Source organism: Caballeronia arationis (assembly GCF_001544975.2).
Taxonomy (GTDB): Bacteria; Pseudomonadota; Gammaproteobacteria; order Burkholderiales; family Burkholderiaceae; genus Caballeronia; species Caballeronia arationis.
In genome coordinates, this window is the sequence record NZ_FCOG02000027.1 from 47,710 (window position 1) to 74,060 (window position 26,351).

General features: G+C 65.3%; 27 protein-coding genes. 17 read left to right on the forward strand and 10 right to left on the reverse strand.

Annotated elements, in window-relative coordinates:
• Positions 1–8 precede the first annotated feature (8 nt).
• Positions 9–1,202, forward strand: coding sequence for an efflux RND transporter periplasmic adaptor subunit (locus AWB81_RS18145; RefSeq protein WP_062637818.1), 1,194 nt, complete (start codon positions 9–11; stop codon positions 1,200–1,202).
• A complete protein-coding gene (locus tag AWB81_RS18150) occupies positions 1,199–2,689 on the forward strand; it encodes an efflux transporter outer membrane subunit (RefSeq protein ID WP_062637820.1) in 1,491 nt (496 codons plus the stop codon). The genes AWB81_RS18145 and AWB81_RS18150 overlap by 4 nt, the downstream gene beginning before the upstream one ends.
• Positions 2,690–2,698: 9 nt before the next feature.
• Here the strand turns inward: AWB81_RS18150 and AWB81_RS18155 are convergent, their stop codons facing one another.
• Together AWB81_RS18155 and AWB81_RS18160 are read right to left on the reverse strand one after the other, a co-directional pair.
• On the reverse strand, positions 2,699–3,943 hold the full coding sequence (locus tag AWB81_RS18155) for an NAD(P)/FAD-dependent oxidoreductase (protein WP_062637822.1): 1,245 nt from the start codon (positions 3,941–3,943) through the stop codon (positions 2,699–2,701).
• 13 nt (positions 3,944–3,956) lie between these two features.
• Positions 3,957–4,418 (reverse strand): SRPBCC family protein, encoded by a 462-nt coding sequence (locus tag AWB81_RS18160; RefSeq protein WP_235025826.1) that lies wholly within the window; start codon positions 4,416–4,418, stop codon positions 3,957–3,959.
• 63 nt (positions 4,419–4,481) lie between these two features.
• Here AWB81_RS18160 and AWB81_RS18165 point away from each other — a divergent pair, with 63 nt between their 5' ends.
• Together AWB81_RS18165 and bla are read left to right on the forward strand one after the other, a co-directional pair.
• Complete coding sequence (locus AWB81_RS18165; RefSeq protein ID WP_062637825.1) at positions 4,482–5,123, forward strand: Vat family streptogramin A O-acetyltransferase; 642 nt, start codon at positions 4,482–4,484, stop codon at positions 5,121–5,123.
• Positions 5,124–5,203: 80 nt separating this feature from the next.
• A complete protein-coding gene (gene bla / locus AWB81_RS18170) occupies positions 5,204–6,079 on the forward strand; it encodes a class A beta-lactamase (RefSeq protein ID WP_062637827.1) in 876 nt (291 codons plus the stop codon).
• A gap of 12 nt (positions 6,080–6,091) precedes the next feature.
• Here bla and AWB81_RS18175 read toward each other — a convergent pair whose 3' ends face one another.
• Positions 6,092–7,660: an amidase gene (locus AWB81_RS18175; RefSeq protein ID WP_087135055.1), complete on the reverse strand. Its 1,569-nt coding sequence runs from the start codon at positions 7,658–7,660 to the stop codon at positions 6,092–6,094.
• Between the two features lie 152 nt (positions 7,661–7,812).
• On the opposite strand from AWB81_RS18175, the gene AWB81_RS18180 reads away from it, so the two are divergent.
• From AWB81_RS18180 to AWB81_RS18225, 10 genes are all read left to right on the forward strand, one after another.
• Positions 7,813–8,715 (forward strand): LysR substrate-binding domain-containing protein, encoded by a 903-nt coding sequence (locus AWB81_RS18180; protein WP_087135049.1) that lies wholly within the window; start codon positions 7,813–7,815, stop codon positions 8,713–8,715.
• Positions 8,716–8,941: 226 nt separating this feature from the next.
• Complete coding sequence (locus AWB81_RS18185; RefSeq protein WP_062637831.1) at positions 8,942–9,883, forward strand: helix-turn-helix domain-containing protein; 942 nt, start codon at positions 8,942–8,944, stop codon at positions 9,881–9,883.
• 162 nt (positions 9,884–10,045) lie between these two features.
• Entirely contained in the window at positions 10,046–11,200 is a 1,155-nt protein-coding gene (locus tag AWB81_RS18190; protein ID WP_062637833.1) for an amine dehydrogenase large subunit, read from the forward strand.
• Between the two features lie 10 nt (positions 11,201–11,210).
• Complete coding sequence (locus tag AWB81_RS18195; protein ID WP_062637835.1) at positions 11,211–11,762, forward strand: MauE/DoxX family redox-associated membrane protein; 552 nt, start codon at positions 11,211–11,213, stop codon at positions 11,760–11,762.
• Complete coding sequence (gene mauD, locus AWB81_RS18200; protein ID WP_062637837.1) at positions 11,759–12,403, forward strand: methylamine dehydrogenase accessory protein MauD; 645 nt, start codon at positions 11,759–11,761, stop codon at positions 12,401–12,403. The genes AWB81_RS18195 and mauD overlap by 4 nt, the downstream gene beginning before the upstream one ends.
• Before the next feature lie 47 nt (positions 12,404–12,450).
• Positions 12,451–12,972 (forward strand): methylamine dehydrogenase light chain, encoded by a 522-nt coding sequence (locus tag AWB81_RS18205; RefSeq protein WP_062637839.1) that lies wholly within the window; start codon positions 12,451–12,453, stop codon positions 12,970–12,972.
• Positions 12,973–12,977: 5 nt separating this feature from the next.
• A complete protein-coding gene (locus AWB81_RS18210) occupies positions 12,978–13,445 on the forward strand; it encodes a c-type cytochrome (protein WP_087135056.1) in 468 nt (155 codons plus the stop codon).
• Positions 13,442–13,894 (forward strand): c-type cytochrome, encoded by a 453-nt coding sequence (locus AWB81_RS18215; protein ID WP_062637842.1) that lies wholly within the window; start codon positions 13,442–13,444, stop codon positions 13,892–13,894. The genes AWB81_RS18210 and AWB81_RS18215 overlap by 4 nt, the downstream gene beginning before the upstream one ends.
• A gap of 709 nt (positions 13,895–14,603) precedes the next feature.
• Positions 14,604–16,115 carry an aldehyde dehydrogenase family protein gene (locus tag AWB81_RS18220; protein WP_062637844.1) on the forward strand — a complete coding sequence of 504 codons (1,512 nt, stop codon included), beginning with the start codon at positions 14,604–14,606 and terminating at the stop codon, positions 16,113–16,115.
• Between the two features lie 10 nt (positions 16,116–16,125).
• Positions 16,126–17,325, forward strand: coding sequence for a porin (locus AWB81_RS18225; RefSeq protein WP_062637920.1), 1,200 nt, complete (start codon positions 16,126–16,128; stop codon positions 17,323–17,325).
• A 39-nt stretch (positions 17,326–17,364) separates the two neighbouring features.
• Here the strand turns inward: AWB81_RS18225 and AWB81_RS18230 are convergent, their stop codons facing one another.
• Together AWB81_RS18230 and AWB81_RS18235 are read right to left on the reverse strand one after the other, a co-directional pair.
• Entirely contained in the window at positions 17,365–18,003 is a 639-nt protein-coding gene (locus AWB81_RS18230; RefSeq protein ID WP_062637846.1) for a hypothetical protein, read from the reverse strand.
• 11 nt (positions 18,004–18,014) lie between these two features.
• Entirely contained in the window at positions 18,015–19,409 is a 1,395-nt protein-coding gene (locus tag AWB81_RS18235; protein ID WP_062637848.1) for a selenium-binding family protein, read from the reverse strand.
• Between the two features lie 190 nt (positions 19,410–19,599).
• Here AWB81_RS18235 and AWB81_RS18240 point away from each other — a divergent pair, with 190 nt between their 5' ends.
• Positions 19,600–19,830 (forward strand): hypothetical protein, encoded by a 231-nt coding sequence (locus tag AWB81_RS18240; RefSeq protein WP_062637851.1) that lies wholly within the window; start codon positions 19,600–19,602, stop codon positions 19,828–19,830.
• Between the two features lie 316 nt (positions 19,831–20,146).
• Here AWB81_RS18240 and AWB81_RS18250 read toward each other — a convergent pair whose 3' ends face one another.
• Complete coding sequence (locus AWB81_RS18250) at positions 20,147–20,464, reverse strand: hypothetical protein (protein ID WP_062637855.1); 318 nt, start codon at positions 20,462–20,464, stop codon at positions 20,147–20,149.
• Between the two features lie 91 nt (positions 20,465–20,555).
• On the reverse strand, positions 20,556–21,023 hold the full coding sequence (locus AWB81_RS18255; RefSeq protein WP_062637922.1) for an Lrp/AsnC family transcriptional regulator: 468 nt from the start codon (positions 21,021–21,023) through the stop codon (positions 20,556–20,558).
• 111 nt (positions 21,024–21,134) lie between these two features.
• Between AWB81_RS18255 and AWB81_RS18260 the strand changes: the two genes are divergently transcribed.
• Both AWB81_RS18260 and AWB81_RS18265 read left to right on the forward strand, forming a co-directional pair.
• Positions 21,135–22,034, forward strand: coding sequence for a DMT family transporter (locus AWB81_RS18260; protein ID WP_062637857.1), 900 nt, complete (start codon positions 21,135–21,137; stop codon positions 22,032–22,034).
• 61 nt (positions 22,035–22,095) lie between these two features.
• Complete coding sequence (locus tag AWB81_RS18265) at positions 22,096–23,013, forward strand: recombination-associated protein RdgC (protein ID WP_062637859.1); 918 nt, start codon at positions 22,096–22,098, stop codon at positions 23,011–23,013.
• A gap of 15 nt (positions 23,014–23,028) precedes the next feature.
• On the opposite strand, the gene AWB81_RS18270 is transcribed toward AWB81_RS18265, so the two are convergent.
• The 3 genes from AWB81_RS18270 to AWB81_RS18280 all read right to left on the reverse strand — a co-directional run bounded on the left by AWB81_RS18270 (position 23,029) and on the right by AWB81_RS18280 (position 26,151).
• Entirely contained in the window at positions 23,029–24,156 is a 1,128-nt protein-coding gene (locus AWB81_RS18270) for a GGDEF domain-containing protein (protein ID WP_087135050.1), read from the reverse strand.
• Positions 24,116–24,787 (reverse strand): hypothetical protein, encoded by a 672-nt coding sequence (locus tag AWB81_RS18275; protein ID WP_235025827.1) that lies wholly within the window; start codon positions 24,785–24,787, stop codon positions 24,116–24,118. Before AWB81_RS18275 ends, AWB81_RS18270 begins: the two co-directional genes overlap by 41 nt.
• Positions 24,788–25,236: 449 nt before the next feature.
• Positions 25,237–26,151: a YihY/virulence factor BrkB family protein gene (locus AWB81_RS18280; RefSeq protein WP_062637863.1), complete on the reverse strand. Its 915-nt coding sequence runs from the start codon at positions 26,149–26,151 to the stop codon at positions 25,237–25,239.
• Positions 26,152–26,351: the final 200 nt, after the last annotated feature.

The following is a 26,351-nucleotide window of genomic DNA, read 5'->3' on the forward strand; positions in this document are numbered from 1 at the left end:
GAGCATAAATGGAAGAGCAGCAATCGCAACGACCGGCTCACTCGCGACGCGGCAGGCTTTGGCTCCTGCTCGCGGTGCTGGTCGTGCTCGCGCTGATCGTGCAGGGCATCGTCTCGCGCCGCTCGGCGCATGCGGAACTCGAACGCGATGTCGAGCGCTACAGCGTGCAGACCGTCGAAGTCATCACCCCGACGCGCATGAAGGCGACCCAGGACCTCATTCTTGCAGGCGACATCCGCGCGTTCTCCGACGCGCCGATCTTCGCGCGCACTAACGGTTATCTGCGGCGCTGGACCGTGGACATCGGCGAGCATGTGAAGAAGGGCCAACTCCTCGCGGAGATCGATGCGCCCGAGATCAACGACCAGCTTCGCCAGGCCCGTGCCGACGAGCAGACCGCACGCGCGAACTATCTGCTCGCGAAGACGACGGCCGAGCGCTGGGAACAGATGGCGAAGAACAATTCGGTGTCGCGCCAGGAGACCGACGAGAAGAACGGCGACATGCTCGCGAAGCAGGCCGCGCTCAACGCTTCGCAGGCGAACGTGTCGCGGCTGTCGCAACTGGTGTCGTTCCAAAAAATCTACGCGCCGTTCGACGGCGTCGTCACCGCGCGCAATACGGACGTCGGCCAGTTGATCGATGCGGGCAGCGGCACGGCGGGGCGCGAACTCTTCCACGTCCAGGACCCGACGACGCTGCGCGTGTTCGTCGATGTCCCGCAGGCGTATGCGCGGCTCGTGCATGTCGGGCTGCCCGCCGAACTGCTGCTGACCGAGCAGCATGAGCGCCGGTTCGAGGGCGTCACGGTGCGCACGGCGGGCGCCGTCGATCCGGTCGCACGGACGATGCGCGTCGAAGTGCAGGTGAAGAATCCCGCGGGCGAACTGCTCGCGGGCGCGTATGCGCAGGTGCGCTTCAAGCTGACGAGCGCGGAGCCGGGGCTGATGCTGCCGGGCAATGCGCTGCTTTTTCGGCCCGAAGGCGTGCGCGCGGCCACCGTCGATGCGAACAGCCGCGTCAAGCTCCTGCCGGTGGTGCTCGGCACCGACTACGGGACGCGTGTGTCGATCGTCTCGGGCCTGACGGGCGACGAGCGCGTGATCATCAATCCGCCGGATTCGATCATCGACGGCACCGCCGTGCGTGTGAGCGACGCGCAGAAAAAGACCGACGACAAGAAGGAGGACAAGGCGTCATGAATCGCTCGTCGGCCTTCGCTTTTGCATTGACGCTTGCGCTCGCGGGCTGCACGGTCGGTCCCGATTACGTGCGTCCCGGCGTGAGCGTGCCGGCGAACTACAAGTCGGTCGATGCGGGCGTGCAGGCGGCTTCGTCGAAGGACTGGAAGCCCGCGCAGCCTGCCGACGCGAAGGCACGCGCGCCGTGGTGGGAAATCTACGGCGATCCGCAACTGAACGCGCTCGAAGAGCGGGTCGTGTCGGCGAACCAGACGGTCGCGGCGGCATCCGCACGCTTTCGCGGCGCGCGCGCGGCAGTTGCGCAATCGCGCGCCGCATACTTCCCGACCGTGACCGCGAACGCCGCCTTCAACCAGTCGCGGGCATCGGAGAACGTGCTGTACAAGTCGAGTGCGGGCGTCACGCTGCCCGACTACATGATCAATGCGCAGATCTCGTGGGAGCCCGACCTGTGGGGCCGCATTTCGCGCGCGGTCGAGGGCGGGCGTGCCGAGGCCGAGGCGAGCTCCGCCGATCTGCACAGCGCGATCCTCTCGATGCAGGCCGAACTCGCGGCCAACTACTTTGAATTACGCGGCACGGTCGAGGAGGAGCGGCTGCTCACGGAGACGCTGCAGGCTTATCAGAAGGCACTCACGCTCACGAAGGACCGTTTCGCCGGCGGCGTCGCGGCGGAATCCGATGTCGCGCAGGCCGAGGAGCAACTGAAGGCTACACAGGCGCAACTCATCGACCTGGACACGACGAAGAGCCGCCTCGTGAATGCAATCGCGATTCTGGTCGGCGAGCCGCCGTCGACTTTCACGCTCGACGTCGCGCCGCTCAACGCGGGTAACGTGCCGAACCCCGCGGCGGCGCTCGATGCGCTGCCGCTCGGCATTCCATCGGCGCTGCTCGAACGGCGACCCGATATCGCGGCCGCCGAACGGCGGGTGGCGGAGGCGAATGCGCGCGTCGGCGTAGCGACGGCGGCGTTCTTTCCGAACCTCCTGCTCGCGGCGACGGGCGGACTGGAAGCGACCAACTTCAGCTCCTGGCTGATGGCGCCGAGCCGTTTCTGGTCGCTCGGGCCGCAACTCGCGTTCACGGTGCTCGACTTCGGCGGCCGCGCGGCGGCCCGCGACTCGGCGCGCGCGGCGTACGACGAGAGCGTCGCCGATTACCGGCTGACGGTGCTCACCGCGTTCGGGCAGGTGGAGGACAACCTCAACGCGCTGCAGGTCCTGAGGCGCGAACTGGCGGCGCAGCGCGAGGCCGTCGATGCGGCGCAACGGGCGTTGAACAAGGTGGGAAACCGTTACGAGAACGGGGCGATCACGTACCTTAGCGTGGTCGTCACGCAGGCGATCGTGCTCTCGGACCAGCGCGCGGCGGTGAATATCGAACGCAGGCGCATGGCCGCGAGCGTCGCGCTCGTCAAGGCGCTGGGCGGAGGGTGGACGGTCGCCGATCTGCCGAGCGCGGAGCAGATTTCGCGGGGGGAGTGAGTTCGGCGTTCAACCGAATCTCGCTGGGCGGTACGGCGTTGGATCGACAACGGGCGTCTCTCCGACGATCAGTTCCGCGATCAGACGCCCCGTCACCGGTCCGAGCGTCAGGCCGTGATGCGCATGTCCGAAGTCGAACCATAACCCCGCGTGCCGTCCTGCGGCCCCGATAACCGGACGCATGTCCGGCGTGCACGGACGCAGGCCGAGCCACGGTTTCTCATCGAGCCTGCGCCCGAGCCCGAACACCGGCCGGGCGAGCCGCTCGGCGCGATCCAGTTGCCCGTAGTTCGGCGGCGTTTCTCGGCGCGCGAGTTCGACACCTGTCGTGAGCCGCAGCCCGCGCCTCATCGGCGCGACGACGAAGCCGTTTTCGATATCGACGACGGGACGATTCAGCGCGACTCCCGACGCACCTTCGTAATGCATGTGATATCCGCGCTTCGCCATCAGCGGCACGCGATATCCGAGCGGCCGCAGCACATCGTTCGACCACACGCCGAGCGCCACGATGACCGTCCCGGCCTCGATCGGGCCATCGTCGGTCTGCACGCGCCAGCCGTTGCCGCGGGCTTCGAGCGTCGTGGCGTCGCCTCGCACGATGCTTCCACCCTCGCGTTCGAAGAGCTGCGCATAACCCTTTGTCAGCGCGCCCGGGTCCGACACGCTACGCGGATCATGCCAGTGGACCGCGCCAGCATAAGCTCCTGTCAGCGATGCTTCGGTGTTCTGTAACGCCGCGCTGTCGAGAATATCGACTTCGAGACCGTGCGTGCGCGCAAGCCGCTCCGCTTCGTCCGCCTGGCGCCCGAACGATTCCCGCGAACGATACGCCTCGAGCCAGCCAGTCGGGCGTACGAGATCGTGCAGGCCTGCGCGATCGATCAGCGCTTCATGCTCCGCGACGCATCGCGAGACGAGCGGCAGCATGTCGCGCGCGGCGGCTGCGAGCCGCTCCGGCGCCGATTCCCGCCAGTAGCGCGCAAGCCACGGCGCGTAGGCGGGCAGCGAGCGCAGGTCGTAGCGCAGCGCCGTCGAGCCGTTGCACGCGAAGCGCAGCGCGGTACGCCAGTCGCGCGGAAACGCATACGGCACGACTGACGAAGCCTCGATCAGTCCCGCGTTGCCGAAGCTGGTTTCCTCACCGGGAGCGCGCCTGTCGACGAGCACGACGTCGCAGCCGCGCTGCCTCAGATGCAAGGCGGCACTCACGCCGACGATCCCCGCGCCGAGCACGATCACGTGTTTCGTCATGGTTTTTTGCTGCTCAAGTTGATTCCGCGAGCGATTTCAGCGCCTTCAAGACGTCTGCGAAATCACCGGTGACCATCGGGCCGAACTCACGCTCGTTGGGACCGGTGATCTCGGCGCTGTAGGTCACGCGGCTCTTGCTACCAGACAGCGGGGAAATCTCATGCAGCACCACTACGCGCGTGCCGTCCAGGATGGTTTCATCGACAAAAGCGGCGTTCTCGTGAACCTCCAGAAGCGGGCTCGTGAACTCGTCTGCGTCTGGCACTTTCATGGAAAACGTCGTGCCGGTCACGAAAGGTCCGTGGATCTCGATGCGTTCGATACCGCCTCCACCTCGGCCAGCCTTCGACGTCGCTGAATAGCGCCCAGATGCGCTCGGGTACTGCGGCAATTTCGATGCTCTCCTGATGCGTCCACATGCTTGCACCTCAATGTCATTAGGGAAAAGATCGGTCACGGCCATCACGTTCCACATGCTCTTTTTGTAGAAGCACGCGAATGGTCGTGTCAACATTGCCGTCGATCAGGAGGATTCCCTATGAACGGCCCGAGCCCGAACGAACAGCACCCGATGGAAGGCTTCCCTCAAGTGTGCTTCATCAGGAACACGGTGAGCAACCCCAACATCGTCATCGGCGAGTACACGTACTACGACGATCCGGAGGACTCGGAGAACTTCGAGCGCAACGTGCTCTATCACTTTCCGTTCATCGGCGACAAACTCGTGATCGGCCGGTTCTGCGCGCTCGCGAAAGGCGTGAGGTTCGTCATGAACGGCGCGAATCACCGGATGTCCGGTATCTCCACTTACCCGTTCCAGATTTTCGGCAACGGCTGGGAGAAGGTGATGCCGGCAATGTCCGACCTGCCTTACAAAGGCGACACCATAATCGGCAACGACGTATGGATCGGCTACGAAGCGCTCGTGATGCCCGGCGTGACGATCGGCGATGGAGCGATCGTCTCGGCGCGTTCGGTCGTGACGGCGGACGTGCCGCCTTATACGATCGTCGGGGGAAATCCCGCGCGGCCGATCCGTGCCCGTTTCGCGCCGGATGCCGTGGCGAAGCTCGAAGCGATCGCGTGGTGGAACTGGCCCATCGAGGCCGTATCGCGCCATCTGCCGCTCATCGTCGCGGGCGATGTCGATGCGCTCGCGGCCGTCGTTCCCACAGATTAGGCGACGATCCCGGCCATGGAATCGCACACGGATAAGCCCGTAGAATTGCGTCCTCCGCCTACCATCGAGGTCCATGCCAGATGACGCATTCTCCCGCTCGCCGCGCATTGCTCGCCGCCGCCGCATCCGTTCCGTTCGCAAGTGCCTGCACCTCGTGGCCGGCGGACCAGTCCGCCGCATCGCAACTGAAGGCGCTCGAAGCAGCATCGAACGGGCGCCTCGGCGTGGCTGCGCTCAATACCGGCGACGGCGCGATCGTCAACTATCGTGCGGACGAGCGCTTCCCGTTTTGCAGCACGTTCAAGGTGCTGCTCGCGTCCGCGATCCTCACTCGCAGCGCGCACGAAGACGGCCTGCTCGACCAGCGCATCCGCTACACGCAAAGCGATCTCGTCAACTATTCGCCCGTGTCAGAGAAGCACGTCGCCGATGGCATGACGGTTGCCGAACTCTGCGCCGCCGCCATTCAGTACAGCGACAACTCGGCCGCCAACCTGCTGATCCGGCTGCTGGGCGGGCCGCCGGCGGTGACGGCATTCGCGCGCTCGATCGGCGACGACGAGTTCCGGCTCGACCGCATGGAGACCGAACTCAACACGGCGATTCCCGGCGACCTGCGCGATACGACGACACCCGCCGCGATGGCTCGTTCGCTCCAGCGGCTCGCGCTCGGCAATGCGCTCGGCGCACGCGAGCGCGACCAGTTGCAAGCGTGGATGCGCGGCAACACGACAGGGGACGCGCGCATCCGGGCAGGCGTGCCGCGCGACTGGCAGGTCGCCGACAAGACCGGCACGGGCGACTACGGCACGTCGAACGATGTCGCGGTGCTGTGGCCGCCGTCGAAGCCGCCGATCGTCGTCGTGATCTATTTCACGCAACGCGAGCAGGATGCGAAGGCACGCAGCGACGTGCTCGCATCGGCGGCGAAGATCGTCGCGCGGAAGTTCGGCTGAGCGCGCGGCGCGTCACGTGGCTGCGATGAGCCGCGGCAATCGCGTGCCGGCCGGATCGCGAGCCGCTTCGTACGCGTGCGCGAGCCTCAGCACGTCGAGGTCGCCCGTCGGTCGCCCGATCAGTTGCATGCCCATCGGCAGTCCCGCCTGGTTGAATCCGACCGGCACGTTGACCACCGGACAGCCCGACAGCGTCCACGGCAGCGCGACTTCCATCCAGCGGTGGTAAGTGTCCATCGGACGGCCGGCTATGTGCGTCGGCCAGTGCGTGTCGACGTCAAACGGGAACACCTGTGCCGTCGGCACCGCGATGGCGTCGTAGCGCTCGAACACCGCGAGCACGGTCTGGTACCACGCCGAGCGGTCGGCGCTTGCCGAGTAGATGTCCGCGGCGGAAAGCTTGCGCATCCCTTCGACTTCCCAGCGGGCCTCGGGCTTGAGCAGCGCGCGCTTCGCCGGATCGGCTTCGAAGGCCGCGAGTCCGCCGCCCGCCAGGAAATGCCGGTGCACGAGGAACGTGCGCCACAGGCGCTCGGGCGAGAAGGGCACGCGCGTCTCGTCGACCTCGCAGCCGATCGAGCGCAATGTCGCGAGACCGGAGCCGCACAGGTCGAGGATGCCGGGCTCCATCGCGAGATAGCCGTTCCAGTCGCCGAGCCACGCGATGCGGCGGCCCTTGTGATCCGCCTCCAATGGCGCGATGAACGTCTGCGGGTCTTCCTTCAGCGAGAGCGGCGCGCGGGCATCGTAGCCGGACTGCACTGAGAGCAGCATCGCGATGTCCTTCACCGTGCGACCCATCGCGCCTTCGTAGCCGAGCTGCTGAACAAACACTTCGCCGGTCGGACCGTAGGGCACGCGTCCCTCCGACGGCCGGAATCCGTACACGTTGCAGAACGCGGCCGGGTTGCGCAGTGAACCCGCGAAGTCGCTGCCGTCGGCGACCGGCAGCATGCGCAGCGCGAGGCTCGTCGCGGCGCCGCCGCTGCTGCCGCCGCAGGTCTTCGACGGATCGTATGGATTGCGCGTCGGTCCGTAGACTGTGTTGTACGTCTGCGAGCCGAGTCCGAACTCGGGCGTATTGGTCTTGCCGATGAAGATCGCGCCCGCGCGCCGCATGCGCTCGACCATGAACGCGTCGGCCTGCGGGATGTGGTTGCGGAAGATCGGCGAGCCAAAGGTCGTCACGATGCCCTTGGTCGCCGCGAGATCCTTGGGCGCCTGCGGCATGCCGTGCATCCAGCCCGAGCTTTGGCCGCTCGCGAGTTGCGCGTCCTTCTCGGCGGCCTCGGCAAGCAGCGCCGACCGCTCGCGACGCGCGACGATCGCATTGACCTTCGGATTCACCCGGTCGATATGGTCGAGATAGGCGGTCATCACTTCGCGGCACGACACCTCCTTCAAGTGGATCGCCGCCGAGAGCCGATATGCCGGCATCGAAACAATGTCGCCGACCGCAGCCGTTGTCGCATGCGCGTTTCTGCTCGCGCCCAAAGTCGAACCGAGGCCGGCGACGGACAGCGCGCCGACAGTGCCGAGGAAGTCGCGTCGCGAGAAGGGGCGGGCGGGTTGGTCGTTCATGATCGATGTCTCCGTTTTCGTTCGGTCATTGCGAATGGCTTCATGCTCGGCCAGCGCGCCCGAAAACAAAAACGCCCGTTTGTGATCGCGATAACCGCCGGTGATGCGATAGCCTGTCACTCCGACAACATCCGAACGACAGGGACAACGCCGTGGAGACGAGTCTCAAGCATCATCAATTGCGCGCGCTGGTCGCCATCGCGGAACACGGCACGGTGCGAGCGGCCGCGCGTGCGGTCAGCCTCTCGCAGCCCGCGCTCACGAAGGCAATCCGCGAACTCGAAGAGGACCTCGGCGCGCAAATGGTCGTGAGAAGCGGCACCGGCATGCAACTCACCGCGCCCGGCGAGCGGGTATACGCGCGCGCATCGCTGATCCTCGCGGAGATGCGGCGCGTGCGCGAGGACATCGAACAGGCGCTCGGCGGCCGTGGCGGAAAGGTGACCTTCGGCATCACGCCATTCGCGGCGATGCAATCAATCGCGCAGGTCGTCGATCAGGTGCGGCTGCGCATGCCGGAGTTGCAACTGGTGATTCACGACGGCTTTGTCGGGCCGTCGGTCGGCAGGCTGCGCGATGGCTCTCTCGATTTCCTGCTGAGTGTCGTGGACATGGACAAGCTGCGCGGCGACCTGTCGTATCGTCCGGTAGCCGAGGTGCCGCTCGCGATCGTCGGGCGTCGCGGGCATCCGCTCGCGACCGCACGCAGGCTCGCCGACCTCGCGCACGCAACGTGGGTCCTGAACACCGCGCAGGAGAGTTTCGGCCACGGCGTGCTGGAGGCGCTAACGGCCTCCGGCGGCGAGACGCCGCGCGTCGTCGAATGCACGTCGTTCGCGGCGGGCATGGAACTGAGTTGCGGGACCGACGCACTCGCCGCCGTCCCCGAAAGATTTCTGCGCGCGCCGTGGATCGGCGAGCGCCTCGTGAAAATACCGATCGACGAACCACTGCCTGCCGTGCAGCTCTGCGTCGTGACGCGCCGCGATGCCCTGCTCACGCCGGCCTGCGAATACACGATCGACTGTTTCGAAAGCGCGCTGACCTGTCCCTGAAAAGCCGCGCAGTAAATCGATGACGCGAGACATGGTTAATCTTTATTGACCATCCGCGTGGACGGTTTATGCTTGCCGATCGGCGCGCAAGACGCCGCAGCTTAATTTGCAACAAGTTGCATGGGACCAAAGTAACGCGCTAAAGCGCCAGCTCTGGTCGACGCAACAAACTGCATGGGAGCAGAGTAAGGCGCTAAAGCGCCAACTCTGGTCGACAGGAGACGCCGTGTACGTCAATCACGAAGTATTCAACGACGCCGACCGGCACGCCGCGGCGCTGCAAGGCTGGGACCAGCGCTACGACCAGATCGGTGCCGGTGCGTTCCAGAGCACGGTCAAGCAGGTCGCCGTCGACGGCGTGCAGGTGTTCCAGGAGGCCGCGAACGTGCGTGTGGTGCAGCGCGGCGGCCTGCCGGCCGGCTACACCACGTTCGGACTCGCGCTCAACGGCAGCGCGCCCTTTACCTTTCGCGGAGTGAAGCTGGAGCAGGGCGCGATGGTCGTCGCGTCGGGCGCGAAAGAGTTCACGCTGCATTCGCCGGCGGACATGTCGCTCGTCGGGATCGCCATCGCACCGCACGTGCTCGGCATGGTCGCGGACGCCGCCGGTCTCGATATGGACAACGGCCTGTTCGACCGCGATGTCATAGACATTCCGCCCGCGGCCGGCATTCGCGTGGGCCGGCGCATGGTCGAGGCGCTCGAACGTGTGCTCGCGCAGCCGGAGCGCATCGCCGATCACGAGGGACAGCGCCGCTTCGCGCAGGAAGTGGCCGAAGGCATCCTCGACCTGATCACCTATCACTTCCCCGACCAGACGAGCCGTCTCACGCAGGCGTGCCAGCACGAGATCGTGTGGCGCAGCCACGAACTCGTGCTCGCCCGTCCGGAAGAACCGGTGTCGGTGCTCGACCTGTGCGCCGCGCTGCGCGTGAGCCGCCGCACGATTCAAAACAGCTTTCAGGCGGTCGCGCAGACGAATCCCGCGAACTACCTGCGTTCGATCCGGCTCATGGAGGTGCGGCGCCTCCTGCTCTCGACGCCTCAGCGCGACGTCCCCGTCGCCGAAGCCGCAGCCCGCTGGGGATTCACGCATCTCGGCCATTTCGCGAGCGACTATCGCAACCAGTTCGGAGAACTGCCGTCGCAGACGGCTCGACGTTCCTAGCGTCGATCAACGGCGAGCGTTTCGAACCAGCGTTCGTCGTCCTCTCTTTCACCCGTCTTTCGACTATCCCAAATCGGCAAGCACGCCTTGCCGTTCCCGGCGCGACCGCCTTTTTTCCTCGCCTTAGAGTCTGTCCCACGATAGACCTACGGAGGGGAAACGATGAAACGCAGACGGCTGGCCGCCTCGATGGCGGCGGTGATGTCTGGTCTAGTGGCATGGCATCTGGCGAGCGCCGCCGAGAAGCCGGAAGAGCTGACCGTCGCCAAGGTTCCGCCCTATAGTCCGCACCAGATCTACGTGCCGGACATCTCGTTCGCGAGCATGACCGATGCGCGCGTGCACGTGTTCGATGCAGACGCCAACCACTTCATCGGACAGATCGACGGCGGCTTTGCACCGGGCTTCGCGATCTCGCCGGACCACAAGACGAGCTACATCGCGACGACGTACTTCGCACGCGGCTCGCACGGTGATCGCACCGATGTCGTCGAGCTGATCGACAACACGACGCTCGCCGTCACCGGCGAAATAGCGATTCCGCCGAAGCACGGCCAGCACGTGCCGTCGCCGTACAACACCGCGCTGTCCGACGACGGGCGCCTGCTTTACGTGGCGAACATCACGCCGTCGACTTCGGTCACCGTGATCGACACGGCCGCGAAGAAGGTGCTCGGCGAAGTCGACACGGACGGCTGCGTGCTCGCTTACCCGAGCGGCAACAACCGCTTCTCGGCAATGTGCGAGAGCGGCAAGGCGCTGACCATCACGCTCGATGCGAACGGCAAGGAAACGGGCCGCAAGCTCTCCGACGCATTCATCGACGTGGATCGCGATCCGGCGTTCATCAACGCCGCGCGCGTGGGCAACCAGTACTGGTTCCTCACCTACGAAGGCAACGTCCGCACCGCCGATTTCTCGGGCGACGCGCCTTCGTTCGGCACGCCGTGGCCGCTCGTCAGCGCGCAGGAGAAGAAGGCGGGCTGGCGCCCGGGCGGTCTCCAGCAGATCGCATTGCATGCGAGCACGCATCGCGTCTTCGTCGCGATGCACAAGGGCGCCGACGGTTCGCACAAGGATCCGGCCACCGAAGTATGGGTCTTCGATACGACGACAAAGAAGCGTATCGCGCGCTGGGATCTCGCGAAGCAAAAGATCGATCCGTTCCTCTCGATCCAGGTCAGCATCGACGACAAGCCGCTCTTCTACGGCCTCACGCCGACCTCCGATCTCGTCGTGATGGATGCGCAGACCGGCAAGCTGAAGCACGTCGAAAAGCAGCTCGGCTCGACGTCGACGCTGCTCGTCAATCCTTGAGGTGGCCGCCATGCTCGATCCAGTTGTTCTCATGGTGTGCGTCGCGGCGGTCGCGATCGTCGTCCTGCTCGGCGCGGCCGCGAAGCTGCGCGAGCCGGCGAAGTTCGGTGCGTCGCTCGCGGCTTACCGGCTGCTGCCTTCGTTCGTTGTCACGCCGATGGCCTATGGGGTGCCGGTACTCGAAGCGCTCGGCGCAATCGGGCTGCTGTTTCCGGCGACACGCATAGCTTCCGCCGCGCTCCTGATCGTGCTGTTCGCCGCGTTCGGCAGCGCACTCGCAATCAACATCCTGCGCGGCAATACCGATATCGACTGCGGCTGCGCAGGCTTCGCGGCGGCTTCGCGCACGGCGCCGAAACGCATCGGATGGTGGCACGTATCGCGTGTCGCGCTGCTCGGCGTTGCTGCCGCGGCTGCGCTCGTCGCACAGGACCCGCGCGCGATCGTCTGGTTCGACTACGTGACGGTCGGTGCCGGAACGCTCTTCGCCGTCGCTGCAATGCTCACGCTCGACGTGCTGCTCGCCAATCTTCCCAAGCTCGAACACTTAAGGAACTCATGATGCAAACCGCTCTTATCATTTCGACCGCGCTCTCCTGGGCCGCCTTGCTCGCGCTCGGCGCGATCTGCCTCGCGCTCGTGCGCCAGGTCGGCATCCTCTACGAACGCATGATGCCCGCGGGCGCCCTGATGATCGACAAGGGTCCGGCGGTCGGTGCGATCGCGCCTTCGTTCGAACTGCTGGATCTCGCCGGGCGCGCCGTGAAGGTGGGCGGCATCTCGCCGGCACGCCGCAGCACGCTCCTGTTCTTCCTCTCGCCGACGTGTCCCGTCTGCAAGAAGCTGCTGCCGCTCCTGCCTTCGATCCAGTCGCGTGAAGGCGCGACCGATGTCGTCCTCGCAAGCGATGGCGATGTCACCGAGCACGCGGCGTTCTATCGCAAGACGAATCTTCCGCAACTGCCTTACGTGCTGTCTCAGGAACTGGGTCTGGCGTACCAGATCGGCAAGCTGCCTTACGCCGTGCTGCTGGACGACGAGGGCAAGGTGCGCGCGAAGGGCCTCGTCAATACGCGCGAGCATCTGGAGAGCCTTTTCGAGGCGAAGGAGCGCGGCGTCGCATCGCTTCAGGAGTTCGTGCACGGCAGCGAGCATGCGGCTCATGAACACGATCACGATCACGAACACGCCCAGCACGCGTAAGACGCGCGCGCTTGAACGATCCCACAAGTGAACCAAGGACAGCATCCATGAAATGGCTGGACTCTTTTTTCGAACACTCGGCGCGCGGCGTGGCGCAGCGTTCCTCGCGACGCAGCGCGATGGCGAAGCTCGGCAAGGTACTGGTCGGATCGGCGATGGTGCCGCTCTTGCCTGTCGATCGCACCGCTTACGCCGCTGAACCGAAGAAGCCGGGTGCCTCGAAGACCGACGACCCGACGAGCTGCGATTACTGGAAATATTGCGCGATCGACGGCTGGCTTTGCAGTTGCTGCGGCGGCACGTCGAGCAGTTGCCCGCCGGGCACCACGGCTTCGCCGATCACGTGGATCGGCACCTGCCGTAATCCGCACGACGGGTCCGACTACATCGTGTCGTACAACGACTGCTGCGGCAAGACCTCATGCGGACGCTGCTTCTGTAATCGCAACGAACGCGAGAAGCCGCTCTACAAGCTCTCGCTTAACAACGACATCAACTGGTGCATGGCCAACGGCAACGCGAACTACCACTGTTCCGTGTCGGTGTTGCTGGGGGCGGCGAAGCAATGAAAATCATGACTACGCTCATCGCCGCGGCGCTCTCGTGCGGCGTTTCGGTCGCACAGGCGCAGGCCGTGCAGTATGCAGGCGGCAAGGCGACCTTCGACGGCAAGTGCGTCGTCTGCCATCAGGCGGGCGGCAAGGGGATGGATGGGCTTGCACCGCCGCTCGTCGAGTATCCGGGCAAGTACGCGGGCACGGACGAAGGGCGCAGGCATCTCGGCTATACGGTGCTCTACGGCATGTTCGGGCCGATCAAGGTCAAGGACAAGAGCTACAACTTCAAGATGCCGTCGTTCGCTTCGATGTCGGATGCCGAGATCGCCGAGGTTCTGAACTACGTCGTGTTCGACCTGAACGCGCAGCACGGTAGCGCGAAGCCGTTCGACGCCGAGCAGATCAAGGCGCTGCGGGCGAGCCCTGTCGACGGCTCTGCGGTGCATGCGCAGCGTGAAGGCGTCGTGAAGAGTCTCGGGCTATGAAGCTGGCCGGCGTCGTTCTTCTCACGGTGATGGTCCTGCATGCAGTGGCAGCGCAAGCCGAAGCCTACGACGCCGTTCAGGCCAGGCAGGGCTGGGTGCTCAACTGCATGGGCTGCCACACGGCCGACGGTTCCGGTATTCCCGGCAAGGTGCCTGCGCTGCGCGAGTCGCTCGGGCATTTCGTCGGCATGCCAGAGGGGCGAGAGTTCGTGATGCGCGTGCCGGGCGCATCGAACTCGGCGCTAAGCGATGCGGAACTCGCCAACGTGCTCAACTGGGTGCTCGCTACGATGAACGCATCGACCCGGCCGGCGGGTTTCAAGGCCTATACCGCCGAGGAAATCGCGGCGCATCGGCGGCCTGCGCTGACCGATGTTGCTAAGACGCGCTTGGGAATTGTGAAGAAGCTTCAGGCTAAGGGCATTTCGACCGTGCCCGAACACTATTAGCAAGTGTTTAGCGCTTGTTTGATGTTTCTGCGCTTCTATGGAACTTGTTTTCTTAGTGGTCTATTAGCTCTGCCCCTGTCCGGGGCGGGACTTACTTTCTTTGCTGCTGCAAAGAAAGTAAGCAAAGAAAGCAGCTTTTTCAGGCAACAGTCTTAGGACGGCAACGCACTGGCAATACCGATTGGCCCAGCCCCTAAGTGTCGCCCTCAAACATCCACGGGGCTTGGCGCGCGGCACGCACTGTGTCATCGCACAGTGAACGTATTGGCACAGCAGTCATTCATCCGTTTTCGCTTCGCTGGACGAGAGGTACATCCAGTCGCGCAGTTGAGCTTCGCGGTCGAGGTTGCAATTCGCTGGTTTTCAATTGTGCCCGTCGTCCGAGCGAAGCGCGGACGGATCGGAACGTAGCGCATACCGCTCTGTTGAAGTTTTAGAGGTGTCAGTGCGTGCCGCGCACCAAGCCGCGTCGATGTTTGAGGGCGACACTTAGGCGCTGGGCCACTCGGTAATGCTAGTGCGTTGACGTGTTGTGACTGCTGCCAGAAAAGCTGCTTTCTTTGCTTACTTTCTTTGCAGCAAGAAAGAAAGTAAGTCCCGCCCCGGACAGGGGCAGAGCTAATAGACCACTAAGAAAACAAGTTTCGAGTGAAATCGCAGGACGCATCAAACGGTGTTCAAAGACAAGACCACCTCAAAGGAGACAAACATGACTGACCACAAAACGCATCCACTCGCGATGCTCGACAAGACGCGCGCGTTCATCGCGGCAGAAAAGCGCATGCTGATCGACGGCGCGTGGCACGCAAGCACGAGCGGCGAAACGATCGACGTGACCAATCCCGCCGATGGCAGCGTGCTGTGCCGCGTGCCGGCCGCGCATGAAGCGGACGTCGACCGCGCGGTGCAGGCCGCGCGCCGCGCCTTCGACGATTCCCCGTGGTCGCGCATGAAGCCGAGCGACCGCGAGCGCCTCTTGCTGCGCGCCGCCGACGCGATCGAAGCAAACGCCCGCGAATTCGCGGAACTCGAAGCGCTCGACAATGGCAAGCCGGTGGCGGTGGCCGAAGCACTCGACGTGTCGATGGCTTCGCATTGCTTTCGCTACATGGCCGGCTGGGCGACGAAGATCGAAGGCAGCACCGTCGACGCATCGATTCCATACAGCCCGTCGAATGCGTTCTTCGCCTATACAAGGAAGGAAGCGGTCGGCGTGGTCGGCGCGATCATTCCCTGGAATTTCCCGCTGCTGATGGCCGCATGGAAGCTCGCGCCCGCGCTCGCCGCCGGCTGTACCGTCGTGCTCAAACCCGCCGAAGACACGCCGCTCTCCGCGCTGCGACTCGGCGAATTGCTGACCGAAACCGGCTTCCCGGCGGGCGTCATCAACATCGTCACGGGCTACGGCAGGACCGCCGGCGCCGCGCTGGCTGCGCACCCGGGCCTCGACAAGATCGCATTCACCGGCTCGACGCCGACCGGCAAGGCCATCGGCCATGCCGCGCTCGACAACATGACGCGCATGTCGCTCGAACTCGGCGGCAAGTCGCCGGTAATCGTGCTGCCCGACGTCGATATCGACAAGGCGGCCGAAGGCGTCGCCAACGCGATCTTCTTCAACTCGGGACAGGTCTGCACCGCGGGCTCGCGCGTCTATGTGCACGACAAGGTGTTCGATCGAGTGATGGAACGCGTGGCCGCGATCGCCAAGTCGATGAAGATCGGCCCGGGCCTCGATCCCTCGACACAGATCGGGCCGCTCGTGTCGGCGCGGCAACTCGATCGCGTGCTCGGCTATATCGACGCGGGCCACACCGAAGGCGCGCGCGCGATCACGGGCGGCAAGCGAGGCGAGGGCGCGGGATTTTTCGTCGAGCCGACCGTGCTCGTCGATACCGATCATTCGATGCGCGTCGTGCGCGAGGAGATCTTCGGACCGGTGCTGGTCGCGATGCGCTTCAAGGACACGGACGCGGTCGTCGCGCAGGCCAACGATACGCCTTACGGTCTCGGTGCGAGCATCTGGTCGAACGATCTGTCGGCGGTGCACAAGCTCATTCCGCGCATCAAGGCGGGCACGGTGTGGGTCAACTGCCACTCGCTGCTCGACAACGCGATGCCCTTCGGCGGCTTCAAGCAGTCGGGCTTCGGGCGTGAACTCGGCCGCGCCGCGCTCGACATGTACACCGAAACGAAATCGGTGCTCATCAACCATGCGTGAGATCGGACGAATGAAGAAACGCTTGCTGGCCGCCGCGCTCCTCGGCGCCTCCACGTATGCATCGGCCCAGAGTTCGGTGACGCTCTACGGCACCGTCGATGGCGCGATCACCTACACGAGCAGCCAGCAGTTCACGCGCGCCGACGGCAGCATCGGCGCGGGACACGGCTGGGCAATGACGGGCGGTAATCTCGTGCCGTCGCGCTACGGCCTGCAAGGCGTGGAAGACCTCGGCGACGGGCTGAAGGCCACCTTCATGCTGGAGAACAGCTTCTACACGGGCACCGGCAACTTCGTGCAGAGTGGCTCGCTCTTCAACCGGCAGGCATGGGTCGGACTCGCGAAGGACGGCTATGGCACGCTGTCGTTCGGCCGCCAGTACGACTCGTACTCCGACTTCCTCGGGCCCTACGTGTCGAGCAACAACTTGGCGACGCTCTATGGCTCACACATCGGCGACGTCGACAACCTCAACGAAGCGTTCAACTTCAACAACGCGATCAAGTACGTGAGCCCGGACTGGCACGGCTTCACGCTTGGCGGCACGTTCAGCCTCGGCGGTGTCGCGGGCGATTTCGCGCAGAATCGCGGCTATTCGTTCGCGGCGACCTACGCGATGGCGCCGGTGTCGGTCAGCGCGGGCTACCTGAACCTGCAGAATCCGCTCGACGCGGCACTCGGTGGCAGTGCGGGCTATATCGGCGACTTCGCTTGCAGCAACGCGTCGGCGCTCTATTGCCAGTTGCAGAACGCCGATGCGCTGAAAGCCTGGGGCGCGGCGGCGTCCTATGCGATCGGACCCGCGACGATCGCGCTCGCGTACACGCACAGCCTGCTCGATCACAGCCGCTACTTCGCGAGCGCCGCCGAGCCGATCGGCAGGAACATCGCGTTCGACATCGGCGAGATCAACCTGACGTATGCGGTGTCGCCATTCCTGCAGCTTGGAGCGGCGTACATCTACAACGTCGCGAAGCCGGACGGCGGCTCGTCGACGCGCTTTCATCAGGTGAACCTCGGCGCAAACTACGCGCTGTCGAAGCGCACCGCGCTTTACGGCGTCGCGATCATGCAGAAGGCAACGGGGGCGGGCATCGGCATCGATCCGGCGACGGGCGCGGCGGCAAATTACGCGCAGATTCCGAACCTGCCGAATTCGAACAACGACCGGCAGCTTTCGGTGAGCCTCGGCATCCGGCATAACTTCTGACGTGCCGCCGGCCCGCGTGGCTTGACACGCGGGCCACTCCTACACGACGAGCAGCAGGACGCCGCACAGCACGAGCGCGGCGCTCCAGACGAAGTCCGCGTTGATCCAGCCAGTGCGCAGAAAGCCGAGGCCGCCCGCGCGCTCGTAGACGAACACCGAAATCGCGGCGATGACCACGAGCATCGCGAGCGTATGAATGGCGAGGGCGAGCGCGCCAAGAGGCAGCGCATGCGCGAGCGAGCCCGATCCGCCCGATCCCGCGCCCGCGCACAGCGGCAGCAGCGCGGGTATCAGCATGAACCCCGCGCCATGCGCGCTCGACATCAGGAACGACCACAGCGCGAGCCCGGCGAGCCCGGTTCTCATGCCAACGGCAGGTTTTCCGCGATGCCCGCGCACCGCGCACCACACACCCCAGCCGATCAGCAGCACGCCGCACGCGCGGTTCAGATAGACATGATCGACGAGCGAGCCGAGCGTGAGTGCGCCGGCCAGCACGAGCGCGACCGAAGCCGCGTGCCCGATCGCGATCGGCACGAGCGAGATCAGCACGACGCGCCGGCTATGCGCGTAAAGGCCGAGTGCGACGGCGAAGAGCCAGCCCATCGCCGGATTGATGCCGTGGAAAGCGCCGAGCCCCGCGGCGCTCAACCAGAGCGTGGCCGATTGCGTCTCCATGAAGGCGGCGCTTACGGAAAGCAATACGAATCGGAGGAGCAGTCGCCGCCTTGCAGCCGGATCTGATGCGGCCGGCGGCCCTTCGGCCAGTCGATGAAGAAGTCTTTGTCCGCGGCGATCCCGCCCGACGGATCGGCATCGAGCTTGACCATCCAGCCTTCAATGCCTTCGGGATAGAACTGGTTGTCGATCGCGCCGTACAGCGAATTCGTGAAGTAGACGCGCCGGCCGTCGCGGCTCACCTCGACCATCTGCGGTCCGCCGTTCAGCGCGCCATTCTTCGCGCCCGGATGCGTCTCGCGCGCCACGATCCCGCCGATGCGGATCTTGCCCGTCAGCTTCGGTGCGAACGGATCGGAGACGTCGTACTGCAACATGTCGCCGGTGCCCCAGCACGAGACGTAGAGAAAGCGGTCATCCATCGACAGGTCGATGTCCGAGACGAGCGGCGGCACCGCGCCGAAGCCCTTAAGCATTGGCGGCAGCACGGAGGCGTCTGCGGGTTCGGCGGGAATGTCGATCACTTTCTTCACCGCCCACTTGTCCTTGTCGCGGTACCACGTCCAGATCGACGACGACAGATCCTTCAGGCTGATCACGCAGTTGACGAAGCCGTAGGGCTTGGTCGGATCGTGGGCGGGGCGCAGTTCGAAGACGAGTTGGTACTCGTCGCCGAAATCGATCTCCTGCAGGTGCTTGCGGCGCGTGAAGTCCCAGAAATGCAGCTTCCTGCCGTACTTCGCGCCGAGCAGGATCTCCGGGACGAGGCCGTTTTCGAACGTGTCGGGCGTGCCCCATTCGCTCGTGACGAGCGTGTCGTAGCCGAGATGCCACCAGCCGTCGTAGGCGAGCTGCTGCGGGCCGCGCTCGACTTCCCATCGTCCGAGCGGATCGAAGCTCTGCTGGTCGAGCAGCATGATGCCGCCGGGCGCCTTGCCTTCGGCATTCCCGAGCGCGGTCACATAGATGCCGCCCGGCCCGCAGTGGACCGTGTGCGGGCGCGTATAGCCGGTCTTCTCGGCAATCTCTTCGGGCTCGATCGTCTTGACGATCGTCAGGTTCCTCGGATCGGGCTTCGTATCTACGATATGGATGCGCGACGAACGCAACCCCGGCACGACCAGATAGCGCCGTTCGACGTGCGGATGCGGCGCATTCGGGCACAGGCACGACGAGCATGCGTTCCAGCCGAAGTGATGCAGTTCGTCGCCGGTATTGGGCATCGCCAGTTCGCTGACGATCTGCGTGTAGGTGGCCGATTGCGGATCGACATCGACCACCGCGATGGCGTCGGGCTGCTGCCGGTCGGGATCGAAGGTTGCGACGTACGCGAGCGTCTCGGGCGGCGCCTTGGCTGCGAGCCTCGGTGACGGGTAGAAGCTCGGGTCCGGTCTCCATGTCGCCATGATCTGCCTCCTTTACGTGGTGCTTGCACTATAGGACACCTGTGCGACACCTGCGTGGGCCTAGACCGGATGCGGCATTGCAGCGAACCGGCATCCCCCGGCCGAGCGGCGGCATCAGCGATGGGCGCGAAACCGAGCCACTGATTGAATTGCTTAAACCGTTTTCATTGCGCTCCGCGGCGTTGCAGCATTGCGCACTGAATCCGCCATTTTCGGCCGCGCGGCGGGCGGCGGAATTGTGTCGATCGCCGTGATCCGGGCGGTGCAATTCGGCGCGATGGGCGCGGTGTCGGCGTTGCGCGAGACGAACGTGGTATTCGCCGCGCTGATCGGCAGGATGTTGCTCAGCGAGCCCCTGAACTTCCAACGCATCGCCTCGTGCGTCGTGATCGCGCTCGGCGCGATGTGCCTCGGAGCGTAGATGGCTGCCGGTGTCTTCGGGCGAACGGTGAAGACTGGTGATATTCGGCGGCTCACCTACAATGTAAGCATGGCCCCGACCTCGGAGGAGGCTGCCATGACTGAGTCGATGATCAGCTTGATAGTTGGAATCGTAGTGGTACTTTGTATTGCCGTCGTGCTGGTGGCCCGCCGCCGGGCTGAGCACAAGGGAGAGCCGCACGCCGCACGCTGGCTCGACACCCATCCGCTTCGCGACTGGATGAGGCACAGGCACTGATTCGCGGGCAACGGGGGCCGCGCAATGCGGCCCTGCAGGCGGTATCGCGTGCCGTCTTTCAGCGTTTCGATCCTTTCATTGCCTCGGCTTCCATCGCCGCGTTCCATTCCTCTTTTGCCTCGATCGGGTCCATCGCTTCGTCGATGAAGGCCGACGCGCGTTCCGCCGCCGCGCGTGTGCCGTCGTCGGACTCGCCGTCGACCAGGTCATCCTCGCCGGGCGGCTCCAGCATGTCGTGCAGCATGGCGCTCAGTTCAGGCGTGTCCCACGGCTCGCCGTGCTGCTTCTTCTTCTTGATGTAGTGGCGGACTTCGGCGTCCTGTTCGGCGGTCAGGGGAAGCCCGCGGAAAGTGCGGTTGGCGTCGATGTCGGGCATGGTGTTCCTCCTGGTGATTCTCCACCCAGTGTAGCGCCGTTGCGCCGCGCACGGCTCACTCGTGCCCTTTATCCGACGATGCACGCATTGCTCAGGCGAGCGGCGGCAGTCTGCGCGCGACGGGCGTCGACTTGATGATCGCCGTGCTCGTCTCGGCGCGCTCCGTCACCTTCGAGAGAATCGCGTCGAGCTGCTCGATCGAATGCAGGAACAGGCGGCAGATGAAGCAGTCGTCGCCCGTGACCTTGTCGCATTCGACGAATTCCGGAATGCGCCGGATCTCTTCCTCCACGAGATGCAACTGGCCCGGCAACGGCTTCACGCGCACGATTGCCTGCAGCGTGTAGCCGAGCGCGCGCGGGTCGATCTGCACGGCGAAGCCCTGGATCACGCCGACCGTTTCGAGCCGGCGCACGCGTTCGGCGGTGCTCGGCGCCGACAATCCGATGCGCCGCGCAAGCTCGCTCATCGCGATGCGGCCGTCGTCGGCGAGGATCGAGATCAGTTCGCGGTCGATCTCATCGAGGGCGGAAGATGGAGTCGAAAGGCTTTTCGGCATGATCGGCTTCAAACAGAAGGTGGAACGGCCAGTTTGCCTGATTTCGTGCATGGCTTCGCGCTGTTGGGGCCGATAAACTGATTCGCATCGAAGACCCCTGGCGACAGAATCATGAACACGAACGAAACGCGCCGCGGCGCAATCGAAATGAGCGCCGCGATGCTGATGTCGGGCACGATCGGCTGGTTGGTCGTGTCTTCCGGGCAGACGCCGTTGAACGTCGTGTTCTTTCGCTGTGTATTCGGCGGTGCCACGCTGCTTGCCGTATGCGCGGCGCTCGGCATGCTGCGCCGGCATTATTTTTCCTGGCGCATGCTGGCGCTCGTCGCGCTCGGAAGTGTCGCGATCGTCGGCAACTGGCTGCTGCTTTTCGCAGCCTATTCGCGCGCGTCGATCTCGATGGCGACGACCGTCTACAACACGCAGCCGTTCATGCTCGTCGCACTTGGCGTGCTCGTGCTGCGCGAGCGCGTGACGCCCTCGACGGTCATATGGCTCGGCATCGCGTTCGTCGGGCTCGTGATGGTGGTACGTGTGGAGCCCGCGGTGCTCGCGATGCCCGGACAGTACCTCGAGGGCATCGGCTATGCGCTCGGCGCGGCGTTCCTGTACGCGATCTCGTCGATCGTCACGAAGCGCCTGAAGGGCACGCCGCCGCATCTGATCGCGCTGTTGCACGTGTCGCTCGGCATCGCGATGCTCGCGCCGTTCGTGCGCCTCGACCAGTTGCCCGCCGCGAGTTCGGGGTCAATCGATCTTGTCGTGCTCGGTGTCGTCAATACGGGGCTGATGTACGTGCTGCTCTATGGCGCGATCCAGAAGCTGCCGACCGCGATGACGGGTGCGCTGTCGTTCATCTATCCGGTGGTGGCGATCGCCGTCGACTGGCTCGCGTTCGGCCAGCGCCTCGCGTGGATACAGTTCGCGGGCGCCGCGCTGATCCTGCTGGCGGCGGCGGGCGTCAATCTCGGCTGGCGCATCGTGCCTGCACGGCGGGCTGCGGCCAACTGACGAGCGCATCGATGCCATGCTCGGTTAGAATGGCCCGCTTTGCTTTTTGCAGGGCGCTCCCATGTGGTTCAAGAACCTTCAGCTTCACCGTCTTCCGGTCCGCTGGGCCGTGACTCCCGATCAACTGGAGAAGTGGCTCGGCGCGCATGCCTTTGCGCCGGGCAATACCGTCGAGATGCAGGCGCACGGCTGGGCGTCGCCGCGCGATGACGGCGCGCTCGTCTATTCGACCAACCGCCAGATGCTGCTCGTCTATCGCGCGGAAAAGAAGCTGCTGCCGGCGTCCGTCGTGAATCAGGTGACGAAGGCGCGCGCCGCCGAACTCGAAGAGCAGCAGGGTTTCAAGCCCGGCCGCAAGCAGATGCGCGAGCTCAAGGAGCAGGTCACCGACGAACTGCTGCCGCGCGCCTTCAGCATCCGCCGCGACACGCGCGTGTGGATCGATACGGTGAACGGCTGGCTCGCCATCGACGCGGCGTCGCCGACGCTCGCGGACGAAGTACGCAGCCTGCTCGTGAAATCGATCGACCGCCTGCCGCTCAACACGCTGCGCGTCGCGCGCTCGCCCGTTTCGGCGATGACCGAATGGCTCCTGTCCGGCGAAGCACCCGGCGGCTTCACGCTCGACCAGGACACGGAACTGCGTTCGACGGGTGAAGGCAATGCGACGGTGCGCTACGTCGGCCACGCGCTCGATGCCGAGGATATGCGGCGCCACATCGAGGGCGGCAAGCAGTGCATGCGGCTCGCGATGACGTGGAACGACCGCGTCTCGTTCGTGCTGACGCCGTCGCTGGCACTCAAGCGCGTGAGCCCGCTCGACGTGATCAAGGAAGCGTCCGAGCCGACCGCGCAAAACGACGACGAGCGCTTCGAATCCGACTTCACGCTGATGACGGCCGAACTGGCGCGGCTTTTCGCCGATCTCGCCGACGCGCTCGGCGGGGAAGTGGAGGGTACGCAACAGGCGGCGGCCTGACGCGCAGCGCGGCGCTCACGACGAAGCCGACGCGAACGCAAACCCGTCCTTGCCGTTGCGCTTGACCTCGTACATGGTTTCGTCGGCGGCAGCGACGAGGCGCCAGTAGTCGTCGACGCGATCCGGGAACGTCGCGATCCCGATGCTCGCGCGCACGAGCCCGAGCGCCATCTGCTGGTCCGTCTGCGCGACGCAGGCGATCAGGCGTTGCGCGATCGCGGCAAGCTCGGAGTCGGATTCGAAGCGCGAGACGAGCACCGCGAACTCGTCGCCGCCGATGCGCGCGACCACATCGCCCGTGCGCACCGACTGCCTGAAGCGCCTCGACACGGCGATCAGGAATTCGTCGCCGATCCGGTGGCCCTGGGTGTCGTTCACGCGCTTGAAGCCGTCCAGATCGATGTACAGCACCGCGATCCGGCCCGCGCTCTTCGCCGTCGCCTCCAGCGCGGCAAAGAGCCGGCGCCGGTTCGGCAGGCCGGTCATGGCGTCGTGCAGCGCGGCGTGCTCGAATTCGTGCGACCGGCCGGCGAGCAGCCGGTTGTGCTTCGCGTACATGCCAAGCGCCGTGACCAGCACGCCGAACACGATCGCCGAGAGCAGGATCAGCGTGTCGGCGACCCGCGAAATACGGTTGCGCATCGCGTCGCTGACTTCTTCGCGCTGCGCGCGCCAGTACGACGCAGCGGCATCGAGCGACTGGCTCGCGGTATCGAATGGCGCATCGGGGGCGAGCGCCGCCTTCGAAAACGGCGGCGCCGGGGCAGGGCTTGCGCTCACCAACGCATCGAGTGTTGCGAGACGCTCGGACAGATCGTGGCGCGCGCGGGGATAGGCTTCGGGATCGGAGGTCGGCTTTTCGGCGCTGACAGCGGGCGCGCCTCTGAGCGCCGCCGCAGAATCGCGGGCGCCTTCCGCGCGATCGACCGCTTCCAGAACGAGCCCGATGTATTCCTGCTGCAACTGGGCCGAAAAGATCGCGCGCACCTGCACGGCGACAAACAGGAGGCCGATCAGCAGACAGCCGAGCGAGGCGCCCGCGATCAGCGCCGGTCCCGGCCGCCTGAAGCGCAGCATGAACGCCGGCCGCGCGAGGCGCGGATCACGGACGGGAATATTCGTCTCGCTGGCTTCCGTTGACATTCTGTCGATAATTCACGCGGTGAAAAAACGAACCCATGCGGGCGAAGAGACTCTGGTTCTGCTTCGCGCGCTGCGTCGAATGGCGGCGATTCTGCGCGACCGCCTGGTTCGAGGCGCGGTTCGCACGGTTCGAAGCGGCTTCGCGCGCGGGAGCCGTGGGTGCGGGCGCGGCGTCGGCGCTGATCGCCGCGAGGCGGCCCGGCGCGGCGGGAATGGCGGTCGGGGTAGGCGACTGAGCGGGGTCGTCAGGCGGCATGACGTTCGTGGCGGCATCGAGCGCGGCGCGCGGGTCGGAATCGGCGCTTGCCACGGCCACCTGCCGCACGGGCGGTGTCGAAGTATCGACGGCGCCGTACGACAGCGTCTGCTGCGCCTGGGCCGCCTGGGTCATGCCGAGGTTTTCGCGGGCGTTCGCCATCGCTTCGACGTAGGCGCGCTGATCGTGGCTGAACCACACACGATAAGCCACCGTCCCCGCTACGCCCACCGCCAGCGCGCTCGCCGATACGACCCACAGCGCCAGGCGCCCGAAGCGCGGCGGCGCAGGCAGCGGCAGGTCGTCGTCCGAATAGTCGACGTCGGCATCCGGCAGTGGGCGCCCGGATGTCGGCGGCATGTCACGTGTTGCCATGGCAGCGTCTCCGAAAACGGTTCGTCAGACGAAGGGGATGCCCCTTCAGTGCAACGCGGCGCGAAGCGCGAAAAAATGTGCCGCGAGCTGGCGTTTTCCCGGGCGCGCGTGAAGAAAACGTTTGCGCGCGACGCAAGCCTTGGGGCGCAAATTGCACGCGCCGCAAGGGAAAGAGGGAAAATCCGGCGATTCGTCTGACGAAATCGGCCGAAGTGACGCCTGCTTCAACTGATTTTACGAGAAAGCTGCGGGAACAAGGCAATTCTCGCCGGCGGCTCGCGGCTCCTCGCGCTGGGATGCCGCCGTCAGGAGGCGGCAGAGCCAGGCCAGTCGGGAGCTTGCGGTGCGGTGGATGCGTTTCGGGACGCGCCGGACGCGATCGGCCAGCGCACATGATCAGCAGTTTTCGGTCCCAGATTTCGGCTCTGGCGCGACTGGTTGCGACTGGTTCAGCCGGTGTGAAACGGCTCCGGCGGCGCCTCGTCGGCGGGCGTGCCGAAGCGCTCGAATTCGGAGATGACCTGCGCGCCGAACAGCAGCAGCGTCGCGAGCGCTTCGAGGCTGAACAGCACGACGATCGCCGTCGTTAGCGAGCCGTAGACGACGCTCACCTGCGAGAGCGTCGCGAAATACCAGACGAGCACGTGCCGCGTGACTTCCCAGAGCAGCGCCGCCGTCACGCCGCCGATCAGCGCGTGCCGCAACGACGGGCGGCCGACCGGCATCACGAGGTAGATCGAGGTCAGCACAAAAATCTCACCCCCAAGGCCGAGCAGATAGAGCAGCACGCGCGATACGCCCTTGAGCGAGACGTCGGCGCCGAACAGATCGACGCTGCTCGCACCCATCGCCTGCAGGCCGTTCGACACGAGCGTCACGATCAGCATGCCGATGCCGAGGCACAGGATGTAGCAGTAAGGCAGGAGCGCGGAGAGCAAAAAGTGCCGGCGCCGGATCGCGACCCGGTGCACGAAGATCACCGACATCGCGTTTTCCAGCACGGTGAACGCGAGCGAGCTGAAGAAGATCATCGTGAGGAGCAGCAGCCAGCCGATCACCGCGCGATGCGCAAGGAAATTCGACAGTTCATGGACGACCGCGCGGGCCTGGCCGGGCACGAGCCATTCGAGCAGGCGCGCGAGGTTGTCGAGAAGGGTCTGCTGTCCGACCAGATTGGACAGCGCGATCACGATGAGGATCAGGAGCGGGACGATGGACAAGAGCGCGTAGTACGCGACGGCGCCCGCCAGCAGCATGCCCTGGTTGGCGCGAAACGCCTTCAGCGTGCGCAGGATGAACACGCCGGGATGCTGCGCGACGTTGCGGACTTGAGGACCCAGGCACTTCCAGATGAACGTCGACATGGGATCTCCGCCGTGCCGACGGCGGGCGGGAGACCGTCATCGGCGCCGCGACGCGAGGGTGCAGGTTCGCGCGCGGTCGGGCAATCGGGGCAATCGGGGAATCGGACGATAAAAACGCGAGAACACCGCGCCTCGCGGTCCGATGCCGCAATTTTCGCGCCACCCGGCGCGGTCCTGCAACCCCGATGCGGGCCGGGAAA